Origin of the sequence: Pararhizobium sp. IMCC21322, assembly GCF_030758295.1 — a bacterium.
Classification (GTDB): Bacteria; Pseudomonadota; Alphaproteobacteria; order Rhizobiales.
Genome location: NZ_CP132335.1, coordinates 5,203,969 through 5,226,103, shown reverse-complemented (window position 1 = coordinate 5,226,103; position 22,135 = coordinate 5,203,969). Strand labels below are relative to the sequence as shown.

Sequence of the window (22,135 nt, the reverse complement as noted above, 5' to 3'; positions counted from 1 at the left end):
CTACCGCAAAACTTCAACCATCTAAATCATTTTCGGTGGCTATATCCACGACCCACCAGGAGGACGGGTCTATTGAAACGCCATCTTTTCTAAACTCAACATATAGCGCAGCAGGACCATCTGTCACGTTACTATCCGTTAGGGATCGATCATCCCCATTGGTTATGGAGCCAGCATCTGCAGTAACCAGATTGGCAAGCTTCCGTGACCCCATTGTGGCAATGGGCTCGCCGGACAAAACAAATTGCCCCAATTCGACATTAATTGTTTCCATACCTGCCAGTACCAGATGGTAATCATCGCCAGCATTCAGGATCAATAATTGGCCGTACGTGCGAAATGGCCCGGCATAGACGACCCAGCCATCGGCGGGGGCTATGACTGCGCTGCCAGGGCGCGCGGCAATGCTGATGCCCTTGCTGTCATCGCCAGTTTCATCAGGTGAGCCAAAATCCGCCAGTAATGCACCGCTGACCGGCAGTGGCAGCAGTCCTTTCGCATCGTCAAAAGAGATTGCCGGTGCAATACGGCCCTGATCTCCCAAAGCCTGCAATTTTGACGTTGTTGTTCGTGCTGCGGCTCGTTGCGCTGCCTCGCGGCGGGCGGTTTCTGCTGCGTCGATGGAATCTTGTTGGGCTTTCTGAACGGCAGCAATTTGCTCTTCCATTGAGCCTATCAACTCTTTCAGACTGACAGCTTCCTTGCCCAATTCCGAAGCTTTTTGCTGCTGGATTGCCAGCTCGGATGTTGATTCGCTCACTTCTTCCCGTTTTTTGTCGAGCAGCAATGCCAGACGGGTCTGTTCCTCACTCAAGGCCTTATAGTCCGACTTGAGCTGATTTGTCGTATCCTCGATCTCTGTTCGTACAGCCACCAGTTCATCGAGATCGGAGGCCAGTTTTTCAGCCTGTCCCCTTACATCCGGCAGGACGGCTCCAATCAGCATGGCACTGCGGATAGCACTCATCACATCCTCCGGGCGGACCAGCAAGGCGGGCGGTGGAGAGCGGCCCATGCGTTGCAGAGTGGCCAGAATTTCTCCAAGCAATGCGCGTCGTTTGAGCAGGGACAGGCGAATCACTTCTTCGGTTTCCAGTGAGGCATCCAGCCGAACTTCGGAATTGGAAATGCTGTCTTCCAGTGTTCTGGAGCGCTGGGCAGCTTCGATCAATTCCGTGTTGAGTGTTGCGCGGGTTTGTTCCAGAGCCTGCACATCTGCGGCCAGTTCGGCCTCTCGCTCGGCGGTGACCTCAATACTGGCCTGCAGATTTGCCAGATCCTTGGCCCGCTGCTCCATTTCCAGGCGCAGTTTGACCTCGCGTGGCGTTTCCGCAGCGGCCATGCCTGCGAACAGGCACAGAGACATCAGAACGACACAGCGGATGAGGAAAGCGATCATGACGCCTGTTTAGCGCAAACTTGCGCCGGTAAAAAGCGCCAATGGAAAAAGTGAAGCGTCAATCTCCTCAGCTCACAGCAGGTCTTCAAGCGCCGGATGTGGAAAGGCGCGCCGGGCAACGACTGCGTAAAAGGTTTCCACAATCGCCAGATCAAACCGCGATGTTTCCACCAATCCGGCTGCAATCTCGTCGGCCAGAACAACATTTGGCGCAATAGCGATGCCAAAATCCTGACGGGTCAACAGGCGCACCATGGCCATATCATCAACTTCAGCGGCAATTTTTGGCTGCACACCCAATCGTGCAATCAGGCTGTCAAACCCAGTGCGAATGGAGCTTTCTGTGGGCACAATGAGGGGCTCATTGCGAAGCAGATCCGCCAGCGTTTTGTGCTTCAGTCGCGCCGGATTTCCGTGGGCACCCACCGTTTGCTCTGCAATAAGATGCGCTGTGAACTCTGCGGTGCCAGAATTGCGTGGCGGCTGGGTGGTCAGCATCACATCCAGCGCCAGTGATTTGAGAGATGCCAATAAGGTTTCCTCGCCGCCTGATTTCAGGATGACTTCGGTCGTCTGCTCCTCAAGAACAGGTTTTAAAAACTGGAGTTGAAAGTTTCGGGACAATGTTGATATGGCTCCGACGCGCAGCGGCCAATTGACGTTTCCCCGTCCTTCAAGCTGCGCAACCAGCTCTTCACCGGTTCCGAAAATACGGTCCGCATAGTCGAGCACAATCCGCCCGACTTCGGTAATTGCCAATTCACGGCTCACGCGGTCAAACAAGGCATGGCCCAGGCGATCTTCCAGCGTTTTTATTTGCGTGGACAGGGCCGACTGCGACAGGTTCAGCTTTGCGGCCGTACGTGTGAGATTACCTTCATGGGCGACCTCCCGAAAATAACGCAGATGCCGGTAATTCAGGGTGTCCATATCTTTCAGGCCCTCAGGAAAGTGTGTCTTGCAGAAATGTTCTAAATAATAGAACGAAAATTCAAAAAGATATATTTTTTATTCTAAAACTGATCGCGCATACCGCTCTGACAATTGAGTGTTAACGTTACGGACTTCATCTTTTGAAATCGCGAGCACCATGCTGACGCAACTGCCAAAAGCCAATCCATCTGCCTGTGTCGAGCCCTCAACCGGATCGGGAACGCCGGTGGCCATCCTCAGCATTCCGGTGTTCATGGCTGTTGCAGACGCATTCATTGGGTTTTAAGGCTCGCAAAAAACCGTCATGTATCGGAAGAAGGATCTGATTGAATGGTAAAAACAACGCAAAGCTGGGCGGATATGGCGTGGCTGAATGAGCCGGATGACTGGTCGATTGATCCGGGTGGCCTGTTGCATGCGACGTCGGGAGACAAAACCGATTTCTGGCAACGGACACATTACGGCTTTGAACGGGATGATGGCCACGCGCTGCTGCAAAAGCGGACGGAAGATTTCAGTGCGGTTCTGACATTCAGCGGAGATTATCAGACACTGTATGATCAGGCCGGGTTAATGGTGCGGTCCGGGCCAACCGCATGGGTGAAGTTCGGTGTTGAACTGACCGACGGGGCGACACATCTCAGCGTTGTCGTCACAGACGGTTTTTCCGACTGGTCCGCGCAAGCTGTTGCCCTTGACGGGCCAGTGACATTGCGCATCACGCGTCTGGGCAATGTGCTGCTCATGCAGCATGGAGGGAGCGATGGATGGCAAATGGCCCGTCTTGCTCCGCTTCCCGATGCCGCTACCACAGTCCAGGTCGGACCCTACCTTTGCTCCCCGGAACGGGCCGGTTTCAAGGCATGCTTTCATGACTGGTCGTTGACTGATCCGCAGGTGAAAGAGCTTCATGAATGAAGAACTGTGATGTCTGGCCGGCAGATAGCTGACATTTATATCCAGCAACTCTGCCCTCCATCGCCCATCTGGAAGAGAACCAGCGCGCCTGGAACCTGATTTGACTATTGGAGAATTCTGAACGACGGAGCATCGCAGGCCGGGCGGGCTTCGTCTGAATGATTTGCCGGGTTTGCGGCCCATTTTTACTTCTGTTTCTTGCTCTGTTACGTCGAAAATTTCATCCTTATGAATTTCCGGTTTCATCGTTCATTTACTTACATTCCGGTGATCAAAAGTTTGTAATGATATTTTAATGCGAACTGTGAATGTTTGCTGCAAGAAAAATGTAGGAAATTTCTTCATGAGAATTCGCAAGCATTCATTGTTCGCATTTTGCGTCGTCATCGCTGTTACCGTGGTCTTGAGCCTTGGGGTTTGGGTGGGACTGGACCGGGCAGTAGATCGCGTTACCAAGAATGAAGCGGAATCACGCGCTGCACATTGGACCCAGTATTTTTATCAGAATCTGGGTAATCTTGAGGGTCTGATCCGCTCGGGAAAGCCGACCGAGACACAGGCTAAGCTCATTGATGCAGCGGTTCAGTTCGGCGATGTGTTTCGGTTCAAGGTATTCCGGCCTGATGGCACCGTTGCTCTTGTCTCGGATGAATATCGGTTCATCAATGAAGGGCACACCCTGTCTGAAGTGAATGAGAAAGCACTGGCGGTATTTCAGACCGGAACCAGCGACATCACTACTTATGACGGACGACTGAAAGATAATCGTCCCGACACTTATGTAGAAGCCTACGTGCAGATTACAGACGGTGCCGATCAGAAGATTGGGGTGGTTGAAGTTTACCTGGATCAGACAAACATGGCCGCGAATCTGAGATCCGGATTTTCCTGGATTGCCTATGCGCTGCCATTTTTGTGCGCCCTGATCTATCTTGTTCCGTCTCTGGCATTCCTGAAGAAAGGTGCCATCGCAAACGCAGAAAAGGCCAGGGCTGAACGTCTTTCTAAATATGATGTGCTGACGGGGCTCTATAATCGGCGGTCCTTTACGCTTTTTGTCGAGAAGTTTTTCGGAGGTAATGGCGATGACACTAAGCCGGTAGGGATGATCTTCATCGACATTGATGACTTCAAACAGGTCAATGACAGTTATGGGCACGAAGGTGGTGATGCTTTTCTGCGCGCCACCGCCAGAGCCATTGAAGATCAACTGCCCGCTGATGGTATCGCCTCACGGTTTGGCGGGGATGAATTCGTTGTCTGCCTGCCTGGCGTATCGAAGGAACAGTTGAACGCAATTGCGGAAAAGATCCTCGCGGCGGTTTCAAATGGCATTGAATACAAGGGTAAAACCATTGTCGGGCATGTCAGTGCGGGGACTCATCTGGCAGCTGGTTCACAGGATATCGAAGACGTGCTGCATGCGGCCGATATCGCAATGTACAAGGCCAAGGAATCCGGCAAGAATACCGTTACCAGTTACACCTGTGATATGGAGCAGGAACTGAAGGAACGTCAGCGCATCGAGAAATTACTGCGACAGGCCGTGGATGGGACCGGACTGGAACTTCACTATCAGCCAATCAATGCATCGGATTCGAAGGCCATTCTGGGTTTTGAGGCATTGCTGCGTTTGCAGAGTGAGGACGGGACGATCATTGGTCCTGACCAATTTATCCCTCTGGCCGAGAAGCTGGGACTTATCAAGCCTATTGGGAATTGGGTACTGGAAGAGGCCATTTCCAACGCTAAAAGCTGGCCCGAGCACATGTTCGTGTCAGTCAACCTGTCACCCGTACAATTTGAACCGCAGGATTTGCCATCAATGGTGGCAAATTTGCTGGAAAAATACGAATTTCCAGCAAAAAGACTTGAACTGGAAGTGACGGAAAGCCTGTTAATGGGTGACGATGGCAGTGTGCATAAGCAACTTGAAGCGCTTAAGGAAATGGGTATTTCCATAGCTATGGATGATTTCGGAACAGGTTATTCCAGTCTCAGCTATCTTTGGAAATACAAGTTCGACAAGTTGAAAATCGACCGGTCATTTGTGCTCGGCTATGAAAATGACTCTGAGACACTGAAGAAGATCATAGAAACCATTGTCGTACTTGGCCACGGCATTGGCATGGAAGTGACGGCAGAGGGTGTGGAAAACGATACTCATATCGATGCTCTGGCTCATATGGATTTCGATCAGTTGCAAGGGTTTTATTTCGGTCAGCCGATGGACGCGAATGAGGCTGCCAGGGTCATTTCCGCAGACACGCTGAATACAATTCAAAGGCAGATCGCGGCTGGCATTGAACCCGAGCAAAACGTCGCTTAGGCCAGAATGATTTCACGGGCATTCATGTGGGATTGTAAGCTGCCGGATCATGTGATCCCGCACCTATTCATTCAACGCCATTTTGACAAGCTTTGCGACTGTGTTCATGTTCCGGGACGTTCCGGATTGGGCTGCAGGAATTTTCAGCTTTGACTGTCCCATGCCCTCGCCATAGTGGATGTAGAGCTCCTGCGCGCCGAGGCGCATTTCTTCGCTCTTCAACCCGGTTGCCTGCGCAAGCGCATCTTTGGGTGGCGCGCCATCCAGAAAGACCACCATGGTGCGGTTTCCCGGCTTATCGGGGAAGGGATTGGCATCCAGAATTGACTTCAATTCAGGGCCGGTTCTGATGAAAACGGGGACAAGCCGGCCTGCATAGGTCTCAAGTCGGGCTTCAAGAACGGCCTTTGCCTGATCTGTCGGCAGATGGGTCGAAAACACAACATTACCGCTTGCGATATAGGTCTGAACATCTTCAAACCCTGCTTCTGTGCACAGTTGAATGAGATCTTTCATAGGCAGTTTTCCGCTGCCGCCGACATTGACTGCCCGCAAAAGTGCAACATACCTGACCATATCAGCGTTCCATCTCGGTGATGCTCAATCTACTCACAGGCCACTCACCCGCCACTTATCCGTTTGGTTGTCAGCGGGTCAGCGCTGCCTTCATATTTGCTTCGGGGAAGCAGGTTGAAGCCTGTCCCGTTGCTTCCTGCCAACGGCCTATGGAGCGGCGGGTTTTGAAACCGGCCAGCCCATCGGCACCGCCAACATCATGCCCTTTTGCTTCCAGCGCACGCTGCATGGTTGCCACGTCGGAGCGCAGCAGTCCGCCGACAGCGCCCCAGCGTGCGGTAAAATCACCAACACCATACTGGATGCGGTCACCGACATGACCGACAAACAGCGCATATAAATCGCTCTTGTTATATTCCTTCAAAACAAAGAAATTCGGTGTGGCAATGAAGGCCGGACCGTTTCGGCCTGCTGGCAGAAGCAGATAGCCTTCACCGCGTTTTTCGTGATCAGGGAAAGGGCGCCCGGACACGCGTTTTATCCCCATGGCTTCCCAAGCGGCGATGGATCGGCCCTGATCCGGGCCCTCCAGCGTACAGGAAACAGACCGCGGCAGATCCACTTCAAAGCCCCAATCGCGATCGCCGACCCAGCCGTGCAAGGCAAGGTAGGTTCCGATGGATGCTATGGTGTCAGCTTCAGAGTTCCAGATGTCAGCGCGGCCATCACCATTGCCATCTGCAGCATATTTCAAGAAGCTGGATGGCATGAATTGCGGCTGGCCAAGAGCGCCAGCCCAGCTGCTTTTCATGGTGCGCTCTGGTGCGTGGCCTGCCTCGGCGATCTGAAGAGCCGCTACCAATTCAGCGGTAAAATAGGGCGCTCTTGTGCTCATAAAGGCTTTCGTGCCCAGAACTTTAAACACATTGTGGGGGATTGAAGCTCGACCATAACCGCTTTCGCGGCCCCAGATGGCCAGAACGATGCGTCCCGGCACACCGGTTTGCCGTTCGACAGTTGCAAGTATTTTTGCGTGGCGTGCCGCCATCTGTCGGCCAACCGAGGTGGCGCCATCAATGCTGCCGCGTCTGAAATATTTTCCTGGTGAACTAAACTCAGCCTGACGCTGGCGCTTGGGCACTTTGGGCTTGGTGCCTGGTGGTACAAGGTCCGGAAGGTCCCAATTCAGGGTCACTCCGGAAAAAGCGGCATTGAAGGTGCGCCGCGACACACCAACGGACCGCGCTTGCGGTAAAATTGTATCTTTCAGCCAGTTTTGGAACTGCCGCTCGATAGCGCCGCGATCCTGAGCGAAGACTTGTCCGGACGTCACGAGCAAAAGAAGACATAAGAGGGTGCGGATCATGGCTATCCTTGTATCAAAAACAGAACGGCTTTCAAGTTTTCCAATTGGGTTTTGACCCTAGTCCCGATGATAGGGGTGTCCAGACAGAATGGTGATGGCCCGGTAAATCTGCTCTGCCAACAGGCATCGTGCAATCTGGTGGGGGTAGGTCATTTTGCCCAGCGATATTTTTTTGGTCGCAGCATCCAGCAAAGCATTGCCATGGCCATCAGCGCCGCCAATGAAGAACCATGCTTCCGAGCAGCCATTATCGCGTTCTTCCGCCAGAATATTTGTGAAGCTGCGGCTGGTGTGGGCAGTGCCATGTTCATCAAACACGAATTTTGCCGCGCCAGGAGGTGCGGCACCCAAGAGCATGTCAGCTTCCTGGGCCTTGCGTTCAGCTGGTCGCGGTGCGCGAGATTCATTGAATTCGACAATGCGCAATGGGCCAAGGCTGAGCGCGCGGCCTGCCTTGTCGGCGCGATCAGCATAGCGCGCGCACAAATCCTGCTCGGCACCGCGTTTCATCCGCCCGATTGCAGCTATCGTCAGTTTCACTGGCTCAGTTTCACTCGCTCAGGCGTTTGCCGGAGCCGGTGTCATATCGTCTTCCTGGGCGCGCCAGATTTTCTCGATATTGTAAAACTCGCGCACTTCAGGGCGGAAAATATGAACGACAACATCGCCTGTATCGACCAGCACCCAGTCGCAAGCCGGCAAGCCTTCAACAGAAGCGCGGCCAAGACCGGCTGTTTTCACATCGCGCAAAAGGTGATCGGCAATCGCATTGACGTGACGATGTGAGCGTCCGGTGGTCACCACAATATGGTCGAACAGTGGAGATTTTCCGCTGATATCGATTGGCAGTGTTTCCTCAGCCTTGGAATCATCCAGGCTGGCGAGAACAATTTTAAGGGCTTCTTCCGAAGAGAATTCGGTTTCAGCCGCTGCCTCTGACATCGCATGTGCGGGTTGCACATTTGCACCTTTTTTTGGCGCTGTGTCGGAGGACGAAGCCTGCAATGGCATGGTCAGGGTTTTATCCTTTTAAAAATAAATGCACCCGTCGCCGAATAGGCCTTCCTCATGTCACAGCCCAAAATAATGGACCAAACCGGCATTTTTGCGTCGGCCCAAAAGAACCAACCACATCAAAGCACAGGCTTTCATGGTGAAGAATTTTCCGATAACGGCCACACGGTCAACGATCATACAATCTCATCTGAGAGTTCGTCTGAGTGAACGGCTATTTACCTTCGCGCAAGGCATAAGCCATGCACACTCCTAAAATAGGCTCTGACAGGCAATAGTTTCAAGGCTCTTTTGCCAGAAAAGGCGGATTTGTAGGAATTATGGTCAAAAAACACCAGATTCAGCGTTGGCACCGCATAGTAAAACACCAATTCGCTCCCCCGGTTCAGGTCTATAGGCGCCATGGACGAGCGCAGACAGTGCCGTTGCTCCACCCGGTTCGGTGATGATTTGCAGCTTTTGCCAGATGGCTTTCTGGGTTTTGAGAATAGCGCTGTCGGGAACGGTGATTGCGCGGTGAAGGTGTTTTTGGCAAATTTCAAAGGACAATTTGCCCAATGATTGCGCGCCAAGACTGTCCGCTGCGATTGAACTAATTTCCACATTAAACGGTCGTCCGGCCTGCAGTGCCTGAGCCAGACAGCAGGCACCATCCGGCTCCACCGAGATTACGCGACACACATCCTGACATGCCGATAAAATGCCGGCGATGAGACCACCGCCACCGGCTGCCACCAATAATGTGTCCAGCGGGCCTGATTGCTGCAGCCACTCCAGTGCAACCGTTCCTTGCCCGGCGATGGTTTCTTCAGCGTCATAAGCGTGAATTGTCATCGCGCCGGTTTGCTGTTGATAGGCGTTGCATAGTGCAAGGGCATCGGCATAGTGCGCGCCTTCCACGACCAAATCCGCACCCGCTTCACGGATTTTAGCCTGTTTGGCCAGGCTGGATATTTCCGGCACGAAGATTTTAGCTTTGTGACCCAGGCGCGCGGCAGCATAGGCCACGGCTGCACCATGATTGCCACCGGACGCTGCCGCGATGCCTGCCTTTGGAACCGCTCTGGTGAGCAGATTGTTGAACGCGCCGCGCGGTTTGAATGACCCTGTGTGCTGAAACAGTTCCAGCTTGAGGGACACGGGCGTGTCATGGTCGCAAAAGTCGCCATTGCTGTCCATGACAGGCGTGCGGCGAATATAGGGCGCAATGCGCGCGTGAGCTTCTTCGATTGCACTGCGGCTTATCATGAGGGTTCCTGATTTATGAGAGCGGATTTGTTTACGAAAGAGGGCTGGGTTTCAAAACGGGTCGTTTGCCCTTCTTTCCAGCTTGCTGTCCGGTTTTGCTTCCTGTCTGGGCCGTTGTGATCTGGCGTTTGGATACTGAGGCCATGGGACGCTCCAGCGATGCTTGCTCTGCAATCAGCGGCAGGTCGTGAAGGCCTGATTTTGCGGCTCTGGCGGTCAGTTCAAACAGGGCGGCACTTGCCCGCTCGGTCGCCTTTTCCCAATTACCGGATAGCAGATAATGACCAAGCAAGAGGGCCGCAAACAAATCCCCTGTGCCGTGTGGCGCGTGCGGCATGACCAGATGCTCAAATAGAATGGCCGGCGTGTCGGGCGTGGCTAGCAGATTGCCAATATACCCTTTCATCAGTCCGGCAACGCTGGTCACGGCGACGCGTTGCGGTGATGCCGTTCTTGAAAGATCGGCCAGAGCGGGCGCGGTTGTTACGGATTGATCAGCAGCGCCTTCCAGCCAGCACAGTTCAAAACTGTTGGGCGTGGCGATATCGCATAGCGGCCAGAGCTTGTCGCGCATGGCGTTCGCAGTTTCCTCAGCGACATATAATTGGTCGCCATCTCCCAACACAGGATCGCACATATAAAGCAGGTCCGGATGGCTCGCTTTCAGATCGGATATGGCGTCGGCAATGATGTTTATCTGCTGAGCATCGCCCATATAGCCGGTCAGGATTGCGGCGATTGGCTGCGATTTGGCCAGTTCAGATAGATCAGCCAAACAGCCTTGCAGAAATTCAGCAGACGTATTTGTGCGGACCGAAGGACTGCGACCGGGATGGCGGGGCAGGGTGGCTGTTGGCACGAGCCAGACCGGAAACCCCAGTCTTTCCAGGGCAAAACAGGCCAACCGTCCACCGACAGAGCCATCAGCCACCAGGCTGGACAGAACGATAATTGAAGGGCGGGTGGCTGCGGAGTTTGAAGGCTGCATCTTAAGCGCATTTCAGTGCTGTTGAACCAAGTGGCCATCCATATCAGCCCGTTGGCCAGGTTAGTCAACTTGGCAGGGGATCGAAGTCACGATCGGGCTAAATCAGGTTTTCCTCTTCAAGCGGCTGGTTTTCAACAATGCGCTCAAAGCCAAGCCGGGACAGATCGAGGGTCTGATAAGCGCCATGGAGAATGAGTTCGGCTACGGCGCGCCCTGCCGCCGGGCCCTGTTGCAGGCCAATTCCGGAAAAGCCGTTGGCAAAATAGAAATTCTCAAGACGGGTATGAGGTCCCAGAACGGCGATCTGATCAAAACTGTTGTAGTCGTAATGGCCAGCCCATGATCGAATGATCTTGAATTCTTTTACGTCGGGCAAACGCGCCGCAAGTGCCGGCTTGATGATGCCATGAAACAAATCCGGATCCGGCTCAATGTCTGACGTGGTGCTGCGGCTGTCAGATGTTTTGTCGGGCGCGACGCCGCAAATGTGGAAGGGGCCATCCGGGCGCAGGAACACACCATTGGGGTCGACAAGCACCGGCATTTCAGATGGTGCAGAATCGCCATGGACCATGAAGATGCTGCGTTTTCTTGGCTCAATGGGCAGACGAATCCGGGCCATCCGCGTCAGAATTCCGGCATTGGGTCCGGTTGCATTGACGAGATGACCGCATTTCAGCCGCCGCCCATTGTCCAGCATCACCGAGCGAATTTCGCTGTCGGTATGTTCGATTTCGGAGACTGATCCCTTGATCAGGGGCACGTCCCAGTCGCGAACCGCGCTGCGCATGGAACTGTGAAGCTGGTGGGCATCGAACCATCCCTCATTGGACAGACCCAGAGCCCCGGCTGCCAGCCCGTCTGTATTGAGCCAGGGGAAGTGCTGTTGCAGCAAGGTGGGGGTCAATAGCGCGATGTCGGCTTTCAGCTTGCGCTGCTGGGCGACATTTTTTTCCAGAGTGTCCTGACCCTCCTCCTTGGCCAGAAACAGGTAGCCATGTTCTTGAAAATCCAGATCGATTTTCTGCTCCTTGGCAAATTCCTTGAGGAATTTTGCGCCATAGAGCGACATTTGAACGTTTTCTTTGAGAGAGAATTGCTGCCAGATGCCACCGATGGCCTGAGACGTGGATGAATGGCTGAAGCTCGGGTCGCGTTCCACGATGGCAATTGTGCCGGCAAAGCCAATTCCCCGCAAATGCCATGCGGTTGAAACGCCGACAATGCCGCTTCCAATAATGATGACATCAAATGTGTTTTGCACTGGGAATCGCTGGTTTTTTCACCGGGCATGTAATCGCTGCTGTAGCAGGTTCACAGTGCGAATGCCATGAAAAGACTGCTGACAGGAGCCGGTTTGTGGGTGATAAGAAGGCGCTCAATTATCTGGAAATCTCATGAACAAATACAACGCCTTTCGCAGCATATTGTATGTCCCGGCCGACAATCATCGTGCTGTCGCTAAAGTGTTAGGCAGTCCTGACATGTTGGGCGCTGATTGTGTCATTTTTGATCTGGAGGACGCAGTTACCAGTGCTGGCAAAGCCGATGCCAGAGAAGCCTTACGTGCAGCGCTGGAAGGGGACCGCCCAAAGGGCCGCATTCTGGTGCGCATCAACCCGCTTGATACGCTATGGGGCGCGGAAGATTTTCTGGCGGTTCTGGCGATGGTTCCAGACGGCATTGTGCTGCCGAAAGTGGACAAGACCGCTGATATCGAGACCGCGCTGAGCGCCTTTGAAGCAAGCGACGCACCAGCTTCCATTCGGTTGTGGGGTATGATTGAAAGCCCGCTGGCACTGATGAATATCGGTGAGATTGCCGCAATGGCGGCGGCGGCTGACCCAAGACTGGAAGCTTTGATGCTGGGAACCAATGATCTTGCGCTGCAAACGGGTACGCCTTTAGTGCCGGGACGGGCAGCCTTTATTCCGTGGATCATGCAATGCCTTGCAGCGTGCCGCGCTTATGGATTGGCTCTGGTGGATGGCGTTTATACCGATTTGAAGGATATGGACGGATTTCAGGCGGAATGTGAACAGGGCGCCGCACTTGGCCTTGATGGCAAAAGCCTGATCCATCCGGGCCAGATTGCGGCCTGTATGGTGGCCTTTACACCGGCTGAGGCGGATGTGCTGGAGGCGAAAGCCATTTGCGCAGCGTTTGCCGATCCGGCCAATGCTGGCAAAGCTGTTTTGACTGTTAACAACAAAATGGTGGAATTTCTGCATCTCAAAGCCGCTCAGCGGGTGCTGGTGAAGGCAGGCCTTGCGGACGGTACTCAATAAGCAGGACACACCATGAACCGGGAAACAGTATGAAACGGGAAACAATATGAAACTCTATCGATATCTTACAGGCCCTGATGATTCGTCATTTTGCAAACGCGTCTCCAAGGCCTTAAGTGCCGGTTGGAACCTGCATGGCAGCCCGACGCTGTCGCATAATCCTGAAAGTGGTTCCATGATGTGCGGACAGGCGGTCTGGAAAGAGACCGAAGGCACCTATTCTGACGATATAACTTTGTCTGACTATTAGGAGAATTGTTGTGACCGCAATCTGGCGCATGGGATTTCTTGGCTGCGTGCTTGGCTTTACGGGCTTGCTGGTGGCGTTTGGGGCAACAGCTGCTACTGCCAATCCGGCACATCCCAGCTGTACCGGCACAAGTATTGTCAGCCAGCTGGAAGCGGATTACCCGGAGGTCTATGCCAATCTGGAGCGCGAAGCGCGGGCTATTCCCAATGGGGAAGGGCTGTTGTGGCGGATCACAGCGCCAGACGGCAAAACATCATATCTGTTCGGTACAATTCATCTGTCTGAACTGAGTGTTCCGGAGATTTCGCCGACGGTGCTTGATCTGGTGCTGCAGTCGCAACTGGTGGTCACGGAAATCCCTGATATTGCCAATGAAACGATTGTTGCAGAACAATCGGTGCTGCAGATGGGAAACCTGTTTCTGGGTAATGGCAAGACATTGAAAGATTTCATGAGCCCGCAGGCCTATGGCAATCTGGAGCGTCTGATGACGGATATGGGACTGCCACCTTTTGCCCTGATCGGCTTTCGGCCGTTTGTCGTCACGGCGCTGATTTCCATTCCGTCCTGTGAATTGCCGGGCATGCTGGAAAGTACCGGGGGCATGAACAATACGGTTGATGTGCGCATCGCCAGCGCAGCCGAAGCTGCTGGTATTCCCACAACCGGCCTTGAATCCTTTGCCGAGCAGATGGAAGCGATTACCAATATTCCACTGGCCGAAGGCGTGAAGATGCTGGAGACTTTGGTTTTGCACGAAGATCAGATCGAAGACTTTGCTGCGACGCTGGTTGCGCTTTATGATGCAGAACGCATGGATCAGATGTTGGCACTTGAAAGAATCGAAATGCCGTTCGCGCCGCTGGCCGATATTCCGGAGGGTTTTGCAAAAAGCATGATCGTTGATCGCAATCGGCGCATGGCCGAGCGTTCTTTGCCTTATGTCAGCGAGGGTGGTGCATTTATTGCGGTCGGGGCGCTGCATTTGCCGGGCAAGGAGGGTTTGGTTGCCCTGTTTCGTGAGTCCGGTTTTGAGGTGGAACGCGTTCTGCTTCAATAGGCTTTCATTTGCGATAAAGTGCCCATGGGTCAAAAGGTTACTTTGACGTGGCTGCTTAAGTTTTCTAAGAACAGAGCACTTGATGGCAATATCTGGTTAATTTTCTGGCAGACTCCTTGCAAAATCTGTCTCGCCGATTGGCTTTGCTGCAAATAAAGGCGCATTTCATGTCTGAGACGACACCGACCCCTCATCCGCGCATTGGCGCTGATCGACCCCTTTCTCCGCATATTCAGGTTTACCGGCCACTGTTCACGATGGTGATGTCCATCGTCCACCGCATTACCGGCGTTGGCCTGTATTTCGGCATGTTTTTGCTGGCCTGGTGGTTGTTTGCGGCTGCAAGCGGTCCTGACTATTTCAACTGGGTTCAGGGCTTTTTCGGATCCTGGTTCGGACAGGTGATCCTGTTTGGCTTCACCTGGGCCTTGCTGCATCACATGTTGGGCGGCCTGCGCCATTTTGTCTGGGACACGGGCCATGGCTTCGGCGAAGTTGTGCGTGAGACAATGGCGAAGGCCACACTCGCCGGCTCGGTGATTCTGACAGTTCTTGTCTGGATCATCGGCTATATGGTGCGATAGGAGCAAATAAGCATGTCAATGCGGACACCTTTGAAAACCATTCGCCATCTTGGATCAGCCAAGGATGGCACATCGCATTTCTGGCAACAAAGGCTGACAGCCGTTGCCAATGTGCCGCTGGTTATCGGCTTTGTGATTCTTGTCATCATGTTGTCTGGCGCTACCCACGCGGAATTTGTTGCAGCGGCAGGTTCGCCGCTTGGTGCAATTTTCCTGATCGCAGCGGTTCTGTCGGTCACTTGGCATATGCGTTTGGGTATGCAGGTTGTGATTGAGGACTATATTCACTCAGAGGGCATGAAAATTGTGCTCGTACTCGGGAACACTTTCTTCACGGCGGCAATCGCACTTGTGTCGGTGTTTTCCATTCTGAAATTGAGCTTTGGAGGTTAGTCCGTGGTGACTGCTGCAAATGGTAAGGCCTATGACGTTACCGAACACACATTCGATGTCGTTGTTGTTGGCGCTGGCGGATCTGGTCTGCGCGCCACATTGGGAATGGCGGAGCAAGGCCTGCGCACCGCCTGTATAACAAAAGTATTTCCCACGCGCTCGCACACAGTTGCAGCGCAGGGTGGCATTGCGGCCAGCCTCAGCAATATGGGACCGGATTCCTGGCAGTGGCACATGTATGACACGGTCAAGGGGTCAGACTGGCTTGGCGATCATGATGCCATTGAATACATGGTGCGTGAGGCGCCGAAGGCCGTTTATGAACTGGAACATTATGGTGTGCCCTTCTCGCGGACCAAGGAAGGCGAAATTTACCAGCGTCCATTTGGCGGCCACACGACGGAATATGGTGAAGGCCCTCCTGTGCAGCGCACCTGTGCCGCAGCAGACCGCACCGGCCATGCCATCCTGCACACGCTGTATGGCCAGTCTTTGAAACATGACGCCGAATTCTTTATCGAATATCTGGCAATTGATCTGATCATGTCGGAAGAAGGCACCTGTCAGGGTATTCTTGCCTGGAAGCTGGATGACGGTACGATGCATGCCTTCAAGTCCAAAATGGTGGTGTTGGCAACCGGCGGTTATGGCCGGGCCTATTTCTCTGCCACATCCGCCCATACCTGTACCGGCGATGGCAATGCGATGGTCACACGTGCGGGACTGCCTTTGCAGGATATGGAGTTCGTTCAGTTCCATCCAACCGGTATTTACGGTGCGGGCTGCCTGATTACCGAAGGCGCGCGGGGCGAGGGTGGTTATCTGACCAACTCCGAAGGTGAGCGCTTTATGGAGCGCTATGCGCCGACCTATAAGGATCTGGCCTCGCGTGATGTTGTGTCCCGCTGCATGACCATGGAAATTCGCGACGGGCGCGGCGTAGGCAATGACAAGGATCACATCCATTTGCATCTGGATCATCTGCCGCCGGAAACTTTGGCAGAGCGTCTGCCGGGTATTTCAGAATCAGCACGGATTTTCGCCGGTGTTGATCTGACCAAGGAGCCGATTCCGGTTCTGCCGACCGTGCATTATAACATGGGTGGCATCCCGACCAATTACTGGGGTGAAGTGATGACCCTCAAAGACGGCAATCCTGACACCAAGGTGCCGGGGCTGATGGCCGTTGGCGAAGCTGCCTGTGCCTCTGTGCATGGTGCCAATCGTCTTGGGTCCAATTCTCTGATCGATCTGGTTGTGTTTGGGCGGGCGGCCTCTATTCGCGCCGGTGAAATTGTTGACCCGAAATCCAGCAATGAGAACCTCAATCAGGCGTCCGTCGACAAGGCTCTGCAGCGGTTTGATAAATTGCGCAATGCCAATGGCAGCACCCGCACCGCTGATCTGCGCCTGAAAATGCAGAAAGCCATGCAGGAGGATGCTGCCGTGTTCCGGACCGGCGAAACCTTGAAGAATGGCTGTAAGCGCGTGTCGGAAATCTGGGATGCGCGAGACGACATTCAGGTGACCGACCGGTCCATGATCTGGAATACGGATCTTGTGGAAACCATCGAGTATGAAAACCTGATGGCCAATGCCATCACCACAGTTTACTCCGCCGAAGCGCGGACAGAAAGCCGCGGCGCTCATGCGCGTGAGGACTGCCCGGATCGGGATGATGAGAACTGGCGCAAGCATTCGCTGTCCTGGGTGTCTGAAGAGGGGAAAGTAACGCTGGATTCGCGTCCGGTTCATGCTGACCCGTTGTCCAACGAAATACCGTTGGAGAAGATCGCCCCCAAAACCCGCGTTTATTAATTTCTTTTTGCTGAGAGAGCCTTTCAATCATGGTTCAACTGACACTGCCTAAAAATTCACAGATGAAGCAGGGTAAAGCCTGGGAAAAACCATCTGGCAGCAATTTGCGTGAATTTCGCATCTATCGCTGGAATCCTGACGGGGACGGCAATCCGCAGGTCGACACTTATCATGTGGATCTGGATGATTGCGGACCGATGGTTCTGGATGCGCTGATCTGGATCAAGAGTAATATTGATCCGACCCTGACCTTCCGACGGTCCTGCCGCGAGGGCATTTGCGGGTCCTGTGCCATGAATATCGATGGAACCAATACGCTGGCCTGCACCAAGGGCATGGATGAGATTGACGGGGATGTTAAAATCTATCCCCTGCCGCATCTGCCGGTGGTCAAGGATCTGGTGCCGGATCTGACGAATTTCTATGCCCAGCATCGCTCGATTGAGCCGTGGCTCAAAACAACAACGCCAAGCCCGCAACGGGAGTGGAAGCAGAGCGAAGCGGACCGTGAAAAACTGGACGGGCTGTATGAGTGTATTTTGTGCGCCTGTTGCTCAACATCCTGCCCAAGCTATTGGTGGAATGGTGATCGCTATCTGGGCCCCGCAGTTCTGTTGCAATCCTATCGCTGGCTGATTGACAGCCGGGATGAGGCGACCGGTGAACGGCTTGACGATCTGGAAGATCCGTTCCGGCTGTATCGCTGTCACACCATCATGAATTGCGCGCAAGCATGTCCGAAGGGTCTCAACCCGGCCAAGGCCATTGCAGAAATCAAGAAGATGATGGTTGAAAGACGCGTCTAAAGGGTAGGTCTTGTCATGGTTGGGCTGCTGCTCGGTCCCATGTCTCCCAGGAATGCCCTGACCTGGAGCTGGCTGCTGGTGTGGTCACTCGTGGGCTTCATCTGGGGATTTGCGGAAGCTCTCTGGTTTTTCATCATGGTGGATGTGCTGATCAGCCTGGCTGTGATGCGCTTCGGCGTGCTGAAGGCCATGGTCCCTGCCTTTACGGCTTTGATCGGCACAATGCTGGGCGGCATTGTTCTTTATAAATTGTCGCAGGTGAACCCGGAGTTTGTCCGGTCCTTCATTCTGACAGTTCCCGGTATTACCGAGGAATTGTTGCGCTATGCGTCCACTGATATGGCAGCGGAACCTATGGGCGCGTTGCTGTTTGGCGGCTTTACCGGGGTTCCGTTCAAAATATTTTCTGCAACCGCCTTTGAAGCCGGCATTGCGCCATTGCTGGCGTTTCTGGAACCGGCGACCATTGCCCGCTTTTCAAGAATTGTGGTGGTACTGGTCCTGTCGGGCCTATTGCGCAGTTTTCTTTACACCAGGCTCCGCCGTGTCGGCCTGATGCGGTTGACCCTGTTTATCTGGGTGTTGTTCTACGCCTGGTTTGGCTATGTGTTCTGGAACATTGTTTAGCGGCCCTCGCCTGATGCAGGTTCCGCCACCGCTACTTCACTGAAACTGCTTACTGACAAACGTATCGCGATCAATCGGTAACAACGATGTTATGCCCCCCATGTATCGCTAAGCTTGTAGCCCTGAGGCCATGGATCGTCTGGATCCAGCATGTGTTGGTGGATGCCTGTGATCCAGCCGCGTCCGCTGATCTGCGGGATAATTGCTGCCCGGTCGCCGACGCTTGTGGCAGCTTCTATTTTCCCCGTGAAAGTAGAACCGATGATTGAGGTCGCCACAAATTCCTCACCGATGGTCATTTGGCCCTTGCTTGCCATCAATGCCATCCGTGCCGAAACTGCGGTTCCGGTCGGCGATCTATCCACCTTGCCGGGCTTGATTGCGACAGCAGATCGGCTGGCTACACCTGTCGGCACGGACTCCAATGGGCCACAAAAAGCGCAGAATGAGATATGATTCCAGTCGGGGTTCTCGGGGTGCGTAAACCCCAATTGCTGGTTCGCAGCATCGGTGATCCTGACGCCGAGGCGGGCAATGTCTGCAGCTTCGCTTTCAACGATTTCAAAGTTCAGGCTTTCGGCATCGACGACAACAAAGCTGTCGCCACCATAGGCCGTATCAACCGTTAGAGTTCCGATCCCTTCCACTTCCAGCGGCACTGCAATTTTATCCGCAAAACTGGCCACATTCTGAACCGTTATGCGCGTCGCCTTACCATTACTGCAGTCGGCCCTGACCCGCACCAGACCGCCGGGCGCTTCCAGGACCATCTCCGTCACAGGTTCCTGCATCGGGATAATTCCGCTATCCAGCAATACAGTTGAAACGCAAATCGAATTTGACCCGGACATCGGCGGATTGTCTTCTGGCTCCATGATGATGAAGGCGGCGTCGGCATCGGGGTGCTTTGGCGGAACCAGCAAGTTGACGTGCCGAAACACGCCCCCTCGTGGTTCATTCAATACGAAATTCCTAAGGCTCTGGTCTGACGCAATGAAGCTGCGTTGATCCCAGATCGTGTCGCCGGATGGCGGGGACACGCCGCCGACAATGACATCGCCGACCTCGCCTTCCGCATGGGCGGAAATTACATGAATTGTCTTAGAGCTACGCATGTTTCACCCCGACCCAGCCTTCTGTCTGATCAAACGTTCTGGCCCGAGATCAGGAGCATTTCGCGATGATACCACCTTGCGCAGACCACGCGGCGTACCAGGTGTTAAACAGGGCGTATTGCTGCTCAATATAGTTGCGCTGCGCGTCCGAAAGCGCATCTGTTTCATTGAAGTGTAGGCGATACTCGTCGTGGCCGTTCAAGACCATCAGGTGTTTGTAGAACAGAACAAGATCCGGCCCTTCATCGAAACTGGACAGAACACCCAAGGCTTCTTCCAGCTCCATCGCCCGTATGCGGGCTTCCACGTGCCCTGCAGCCGCTTTTTGGCACAGCGCGCACAGAAGCAAGATTTGTTTGGGTAACGCGTTGCCAATTCCTGTAATCGCCCCCGTCGCCCCGCAATTGACGTACCCGTGGAATACGGCGGTATCCACGCCAACCATCAACGTTACATTTGAATCCCGTGATGTGATGTTCTCGGCGGCATATCGCAAATCCGCTTTGCCGCCGAATTCTTTGAAGCCCACCAGATTTGGATGGTCTTTGCGCAAGTCAAAAAACAGATCGGCCTTCGTTGCAAAGCCGTAATATGGACTATTGTAGATGACGCTGGGAAGATCCGGGGCCGCCTCAAGGATCGCTTTGAAATGCGCGCGCTGTGCGGCCGCAGAAGATCCGCGCGACAGCACGCGCGGAATAACCATCAGCCCGCGCGCGCCAACTTCGGCGGCATGCGCGGCATGCGCCACTGCGGCTTTCGTATTGACGGCGCCCGTGCCAACAACAACGGGCACACCGGCCTTTACCAGTCGATCGACCCCTTGCATCCGCTCGGCGTCAGTCAGAAGCGGCCAGTCGCCCATGGAGCCAGCATAAATCACCGCAGACATGCCCGCCTCGATCAGTGCTTGGCCTGTCTTGGTCAAACCATCGAAGTCGGGACTTCTGTCTGCAGTGCAGGGGGTCATGAGGGCAGGCATGCAGCCTGCGAATGCATCTACAGTCATTACTATGTTCCTTGAGTTAATTCACATCGTGGATCGGGGCGCGGATCGGAGCTTAGACCGCGATGTCTGTGTGGGTTTCCAAAAATCATCGGATATTCGAAAGGAATTTTTTGAGAAGATCGGATTTAGGCGTGCCAAAAATTTCGGCGGGGGTGTCGATTTCTTCGATAATACCTTCATGCACAAAGGCGACCCGATCAGATACATCGCGCGCAAAGCCCATTTCATGGGTTACGCAGATCATCGTCATTCCCTCTTGCGCCAGCAGTCGCATGGCATCCAGCACCTCGCCAACCAATTCAGGGTCCAGCGCCGAGGTTGCTTCGTCAAACAGCATATAAGTCGGTTCCATCGCCAGCGCGCGCGCGATGGCAAGCCGCTGTTGCTGGCCCCCAGAAAGCGCGCTGGGGTAGACATCCAACTTATCGCCCAAGCCCACATGCTCCAATTGTTTGGCGGCAATGTCACGCGCTTGGGCTTTCGACATTCCCTTCACGATTTTGGGCGCAAGCGCCACGTTTTCCAGGGCGGTCAGATGCGGGAAAGAGTTCCATTGCTGAAAAACCATGCCCATCTTCTGGCGCAGGTGGTTTATATTTGTACTCTTGGCGTGCACATCGGTGCCATCGACCTTGATGGAGCCCTTTTGGATCGGTTCAAGTCCATTGATGCAATAAAGCAGCGTCGATTTTCCAGAACCTGACGCCCCGATGATCGACAGGACCTCGCCCTTTCGCACATCCAAATCGATCCCCTTAAGAACCTGTAAGGCTCCGAAGAACTTTTCTACCCCACGGATTTCGATCATGTGGACCACCGTTGCTCAAGCGCTGCGGCATAACGCGAGATTGGATAGGAAAGTGCAAAGTAGAAAGCGCCGGCAATTGTCAGGATCAATAAAGGCTCTTGTGTGCGCGTGACGAGGATCTGACTGGCCTTGAGTAATTCGATGTAGCCCAGGACCGACACCAGAGCGCTGTCTTTCATCACACCAAGTGCTACGCCTACCCAGGAAGGAAACACCGCTGGCCCACCGATTGGCAAAACAACATGGCGCAAATCCTGCCAGTAATTCATCCCAAGCGAACGCGATGCGCGGCGCATCGGTTTGCCAACCGCTTCCATTCCACCGCGTGCAACGTTTGCCACCAGTGATGCGCAATAGATCGACAGGATTACGACACCGGACAAGAAGGGATCAAGATTCAACCCGATAATTGGCGCGAAATTATAGAACAGAACAAGCTGAATAATCAGAGGGACTGAACGAAAGATGTCCAGGATCGGGTTCAGCGTCAACGTGGCAGCCAGCTTGCCTTCATAAAGCATCCAGCCAAATATGATCCCAAGTATGGTGCCGATGGCTATTGAGCAGGCAGAAATCAACAAGGTGCGCCAGGCAGCCTCGGCAAGGTACCAGAGATCGGAAAGCTGAAAGCCCGAAAAAAAACTTATTGTCGGTTCCATCTGGTGC

25 protein-coding genes are annotated in these 22,135 nt (G+C 53.9%); 11 read left to right on the top strand and 14 right to left on the bottom strand.

Going from position 1 to position 22,135, the window contains the following annotated elements; translation table 11 throughout:
- Positions 1–13 precede the first annotated feature (13 nt).
- Both RAL91_RS24860 and RAL91_RS24855 read right to left on the bottom strand, forming a co-directional pair.
- Complete coding sequence (locus RAL91_RS24860) at positions 14–1,399, bottom strand: murein hydrolase activator EnvC (RefSeq protein ID WP_306258904.1); 1,386 nt, start codon at positions 1,397–1,399, stop codon at positions 14–16.
- 72 nt (positions 1,400–1,471) lie between these two features.
- A complete protein-coding gene (locus tag RAL91_RS24855; protein WP_306258903.1) occupies positions 1,472–2,329 on the bottom strand; it encodes a LysR family transcriptional regulator in 858 nt (285 codons plus the stop codon).
- A gap of 160 nt (positions 2,330–2,489) precedes the next feature.
- Here RAL91_RS24855 and RAL91_RS24850 point away from each other — a divergent pair, with 160 nt between their 5' ends.
- From RAL91_RS24850 to RAL91_RS24840, 3 genes are all read left to right on the top strand, one after another.
- The gene (locus RAL91_RS24850) at positions 2,490–2,618 is read left to right on the top strand and encodes a hypothetical protein (protein ID WP_306258902.1); all 129 of its coding nucleotides are present in this window, start codon (positions 2,490–2,492) and stop codon (positions 2,616–2,618) included.
- Positions 2,619–2,662: 44 nt separating this feature from the next.
- Positions 2,663–3,250 carry a DUF1349 domain-containing protein gene (locus RAL91_RS24845; RefSeq protein ID WP_306258901.1) on the top strand — a complete coding sequence of 196 codons (588 nt, stop codon included), beginning with the start codon at positions 2,663–2,665 and terminating at the stop codon, positions 3,248–3,250.
- Between the two features lie 343 nt (positions 3,251–3,593).
- A complete protein-coding gene (locus RAL91_RS24840) occupies positions 3,594–5,579 on the top strand; it encodes a bifunctional diguanylate cyclase/phosphodiesterase (protein ID WP_306258900.1) in 1,986 nt (661 codons plus the stop codon).
- A gap of 63 nt (positions 5,580–5,642) precedes the next feature.
- On the opposite strand, the gene RAL91_RS24835 is transcribed toward RAL91_RS24840, so the two are convergent.
- The 8 genes from RAL91_RS24835 to RAL91_RS24800 form a co-directional block, all read right to left on the bottom strand.
- On the bottom strand, positions 5,643–6,155 hold the full coding sequence (locus tag RAL91_RS24835) for a DUF1697 domain-containing protein (RefSeq protein WP_306258899.1): 513 nt from the start codon (positions 6,153–6,155) through the stop codon (positions 5,643–5,645).
- Positions 6,156–6,225: 70 nt separating this feature from the next.
- Positions 6,226–7,461, bottom strand: a complete 1,236-nt coding sequence (locus RAL91_RS24830) for a lytic murein transglycosylase (RefSeq protein ID WP_306258898.1) — start codon at positions 7,459–7,461, stop codon at positions 6,226–6,228.
- A gap of 57 nt (positions 7,462–7,518) precedes the next feature.
- Positions 7,519–8,001, bottom strand: a complete 483-nt coding sequence (gene rlmH, locus RAL91_RS24825) for a 23S rRNA (pseudouridine(1915)-N(3))-methyltransferase RlmH (RefSeq protein ID WP_306258897.1) — start codon at positions 7,999–8,001, stop codon at positions 7,519–7,521.
- A gap of 18 nt (positions 8,002–8,019) precedes the next feature.
- A complete protein-coding gene (rsfS, locus tag RAL91_RS24820; protein WP_371932466.1) occupies positions 8,020–8,472 on the bottom strand; it encodes a ribosome silencing factor in 453 nt (150 codons plus the stop codon).
- Positions 8,473–8,532: 60 nt separating this feature from the next.
- Positions 8,533–8,655 (bottom strand): hypothetical protein, encoded by a 123-nt coding sequence (locus tag RAL91_RS24815; RefSeq protein WP_306258896.1) that lies wholly within the window; start codon positions 8,653–8,655, stop codon positions 8,533–8,535.
- Positions 8,656–8,799: 144 nt separating this feature from the next.
- The gene (locus tag RAL91_RS24810; RefSeq protein WP_306258895.1) at positions 8,800–9,723 is read right to left on the bottom strand and encodes a threonine/serine dehydratase; all 924 of its coding nucleotides are present in this window, start codon (positions 9,721–9,723) and stop codon (positions 8,800–8,802) included.
- A gap of 31 nt (positions 9,724–9,754) precedes the next feature.
- Positions 9,755–10,711: a bifunctional hydroxymethylpyrimidine kinase/phosphomethylpyrimidine kinase gene (locus RAL91_RS24805; RefSeq protein WP_306258894.1), complete on the bottom strand. Its 957-nt coding sequence runs from the start codon at positions 10,709–10,711 to the stop codon at positions 9,755–9,757.
- A 97-nt stretch (positions 10,712–10,808) separates the two neighbouring features.
- On the bottom strand, positions 10,809–11,975 hold the full coding sequence (locus tag RAL91_RS24800) for an FAD-binding oxidoreductase (RefSeq protein ID WP_306258893.1): 1,167 nt from the start codon (positions 11,973–11,975) through the stop codon (positions 10,809–10,811).
- A gap of 133 nt (positions 11,976–12,108) precedes the next feature.
- Between RAL91_RS24800 and RAL91_RS24795 the strand changes: the two genes are divergently transcribed.
- From RAL91_RS24795 to RAL91_RS24760, 8 genes are all read left to right on the top strand, one after another.
- Positions 12,109–12,999 carry a CoA ester lyase gene (locus tag RAL91_RS24795; protein ID WP_306258892.1) on the top strand — a complete coding sequence of 297 codons (891 nt, stop codon included), beginning with the start codon at positions 12,109–12,111 and terminating at the stop codon, positions 12,997–12,999.
- Between the two features lie 46 nt (positions 13,000–13,045).
- A complete protein-coding gene (locus RAL91_RS24790) occupies positions 13,046–13,249 on the top strand; it encodes a DUF1737 domain-containing protein (protein ID WP_306258891.1) in 204 nt (67 codons plus the stop codon).
- 10 nt (positions 13,250–13,259) lie between these two features.
- A complete protein-coding gene (locus RAL91_RS24785) occupies positions 13,260–14,309 on the top strand; it encodes a TraB/GumN family protein (RefSeq protein WP_306258890.1) in 1,050 nt (349 codons plus the stop codon).
- A 167-nt stretch (positions 14,310–14,476) separates the two neighbouring features.
- A complete protein-coding gene (gene sdhC / locus RAL91_RS24780; RefSeq protein ID WP_306258889.1) occupies positions 14,477–14,893 on the top strand; it encodes a succinate dehydrogenase, cytochrome b556 subunit in 417 nt (138 codons plus the stop codon).
- 12 nt (positions 14,894–14,905) lie between these two features.
- Positions 14,906–15,286, top strand: a complete 381-nt coding sequence (sdhD, locus tag RAL91_RS24775; RefSeq protein ID WP_306258888.1) for a succinate dehydrogenase, hydrophobic membrane anchor protein — start codon at positions 14,906–14,908, stop codon at positions 15,284–15,286.
- A gap of 3 nt (positions 15,287–15,289) precedes the next feature.
- On the top strand, positions 15,290–17,104 hold the full coding sequence (gene sdhA, locus RAL91_RS24770; RefSeq protein ID WP_306258887.1) for a succinate dehydrogenase flavoprotein subunit: 1,815 nt from the start codon (positions 15,290–15,292) through the stop codon (positions 17,102–17,104).
- 29 nt (positions 17,105–17,133) lie between these two features.
- Entirely contained in the window at positions 17,134–17,910 is a 777-nt protein-coding gene (locus RAL91_RS24765; RefSeq protein ID WP_306258886.1) for a succinate dehydrogenase iron-sulfur subunit, read from the top strand.
- Between the two features lie 15 nt (positions 17,911–17,925).
- A complete protein-coding gene (locus RAL91_RS24760) occupies positions 17,926–18,537 on the top strand; it encodes a hypothetical protein (protein WP_306258885.1) in 612 nt (203 codons plus the stop codon).
- A gap of 89 nt (positions 18,538–18,626) precedes the next feature.
- On the opposite strand, the gene RAL91_RS24755 is transcribed toward RAL91_RS24760, so the two are convergent.
- The 4 genes from RAL91_RS24755 to RAL91_RS24740 form a co-directional block, all read right to left on the bottom strand.
- Positions 18,627–19,652, bottom strand: coding sequence for a proline racemase family protein (locus RAL91_RS24755; RefSeq protein WP_306258884.1), 1,026 nt, complete (start codon positions 19,650–19,652; stop codon positions 18,627–18,629).
- A gap of 49 nt (positions 19,653–19,701) precedes the next feature.
- On the bottom strand, positions 19,702–20,661 hold the full coding sequence (locus RAL91_RS24750; protein ID WP_306258883.1) for a dihydrodipicolinate synthase family protein: 960 nt from the start codon (positions 20,659–20,661) through the stop codon (positions 19,702–19,704).
- An 85-nt stretch (positions 20,662–20,746) separates the two neighbouring features.
- A complete protein-coding gene (locus RAL91_RS24745; RefSeq protein ID WP_306258882.1) occupies positions 20,747–21,469 on the bottom strand; it encodes an amino acid ABC transporter ATP-binding protein in 723 nt (240 codons plus the stop codon).
- Complete coding sequence (locus tag RAL91_RS24740) at positions 21,466–22,128, bottom strand: amino acid ABC transporter permease (protein WP_306258881.1); 663 nt, start codon at positions 22,126–22,128, stop codon at positions 21,466–21,468. Before RAL91_RS24740 ends, RAL91_RS24745 begins: the two co-directional genes overlap by 4 nt.
- Positions 22,129–22,135 lie beyond the last annotated feature (7 nt).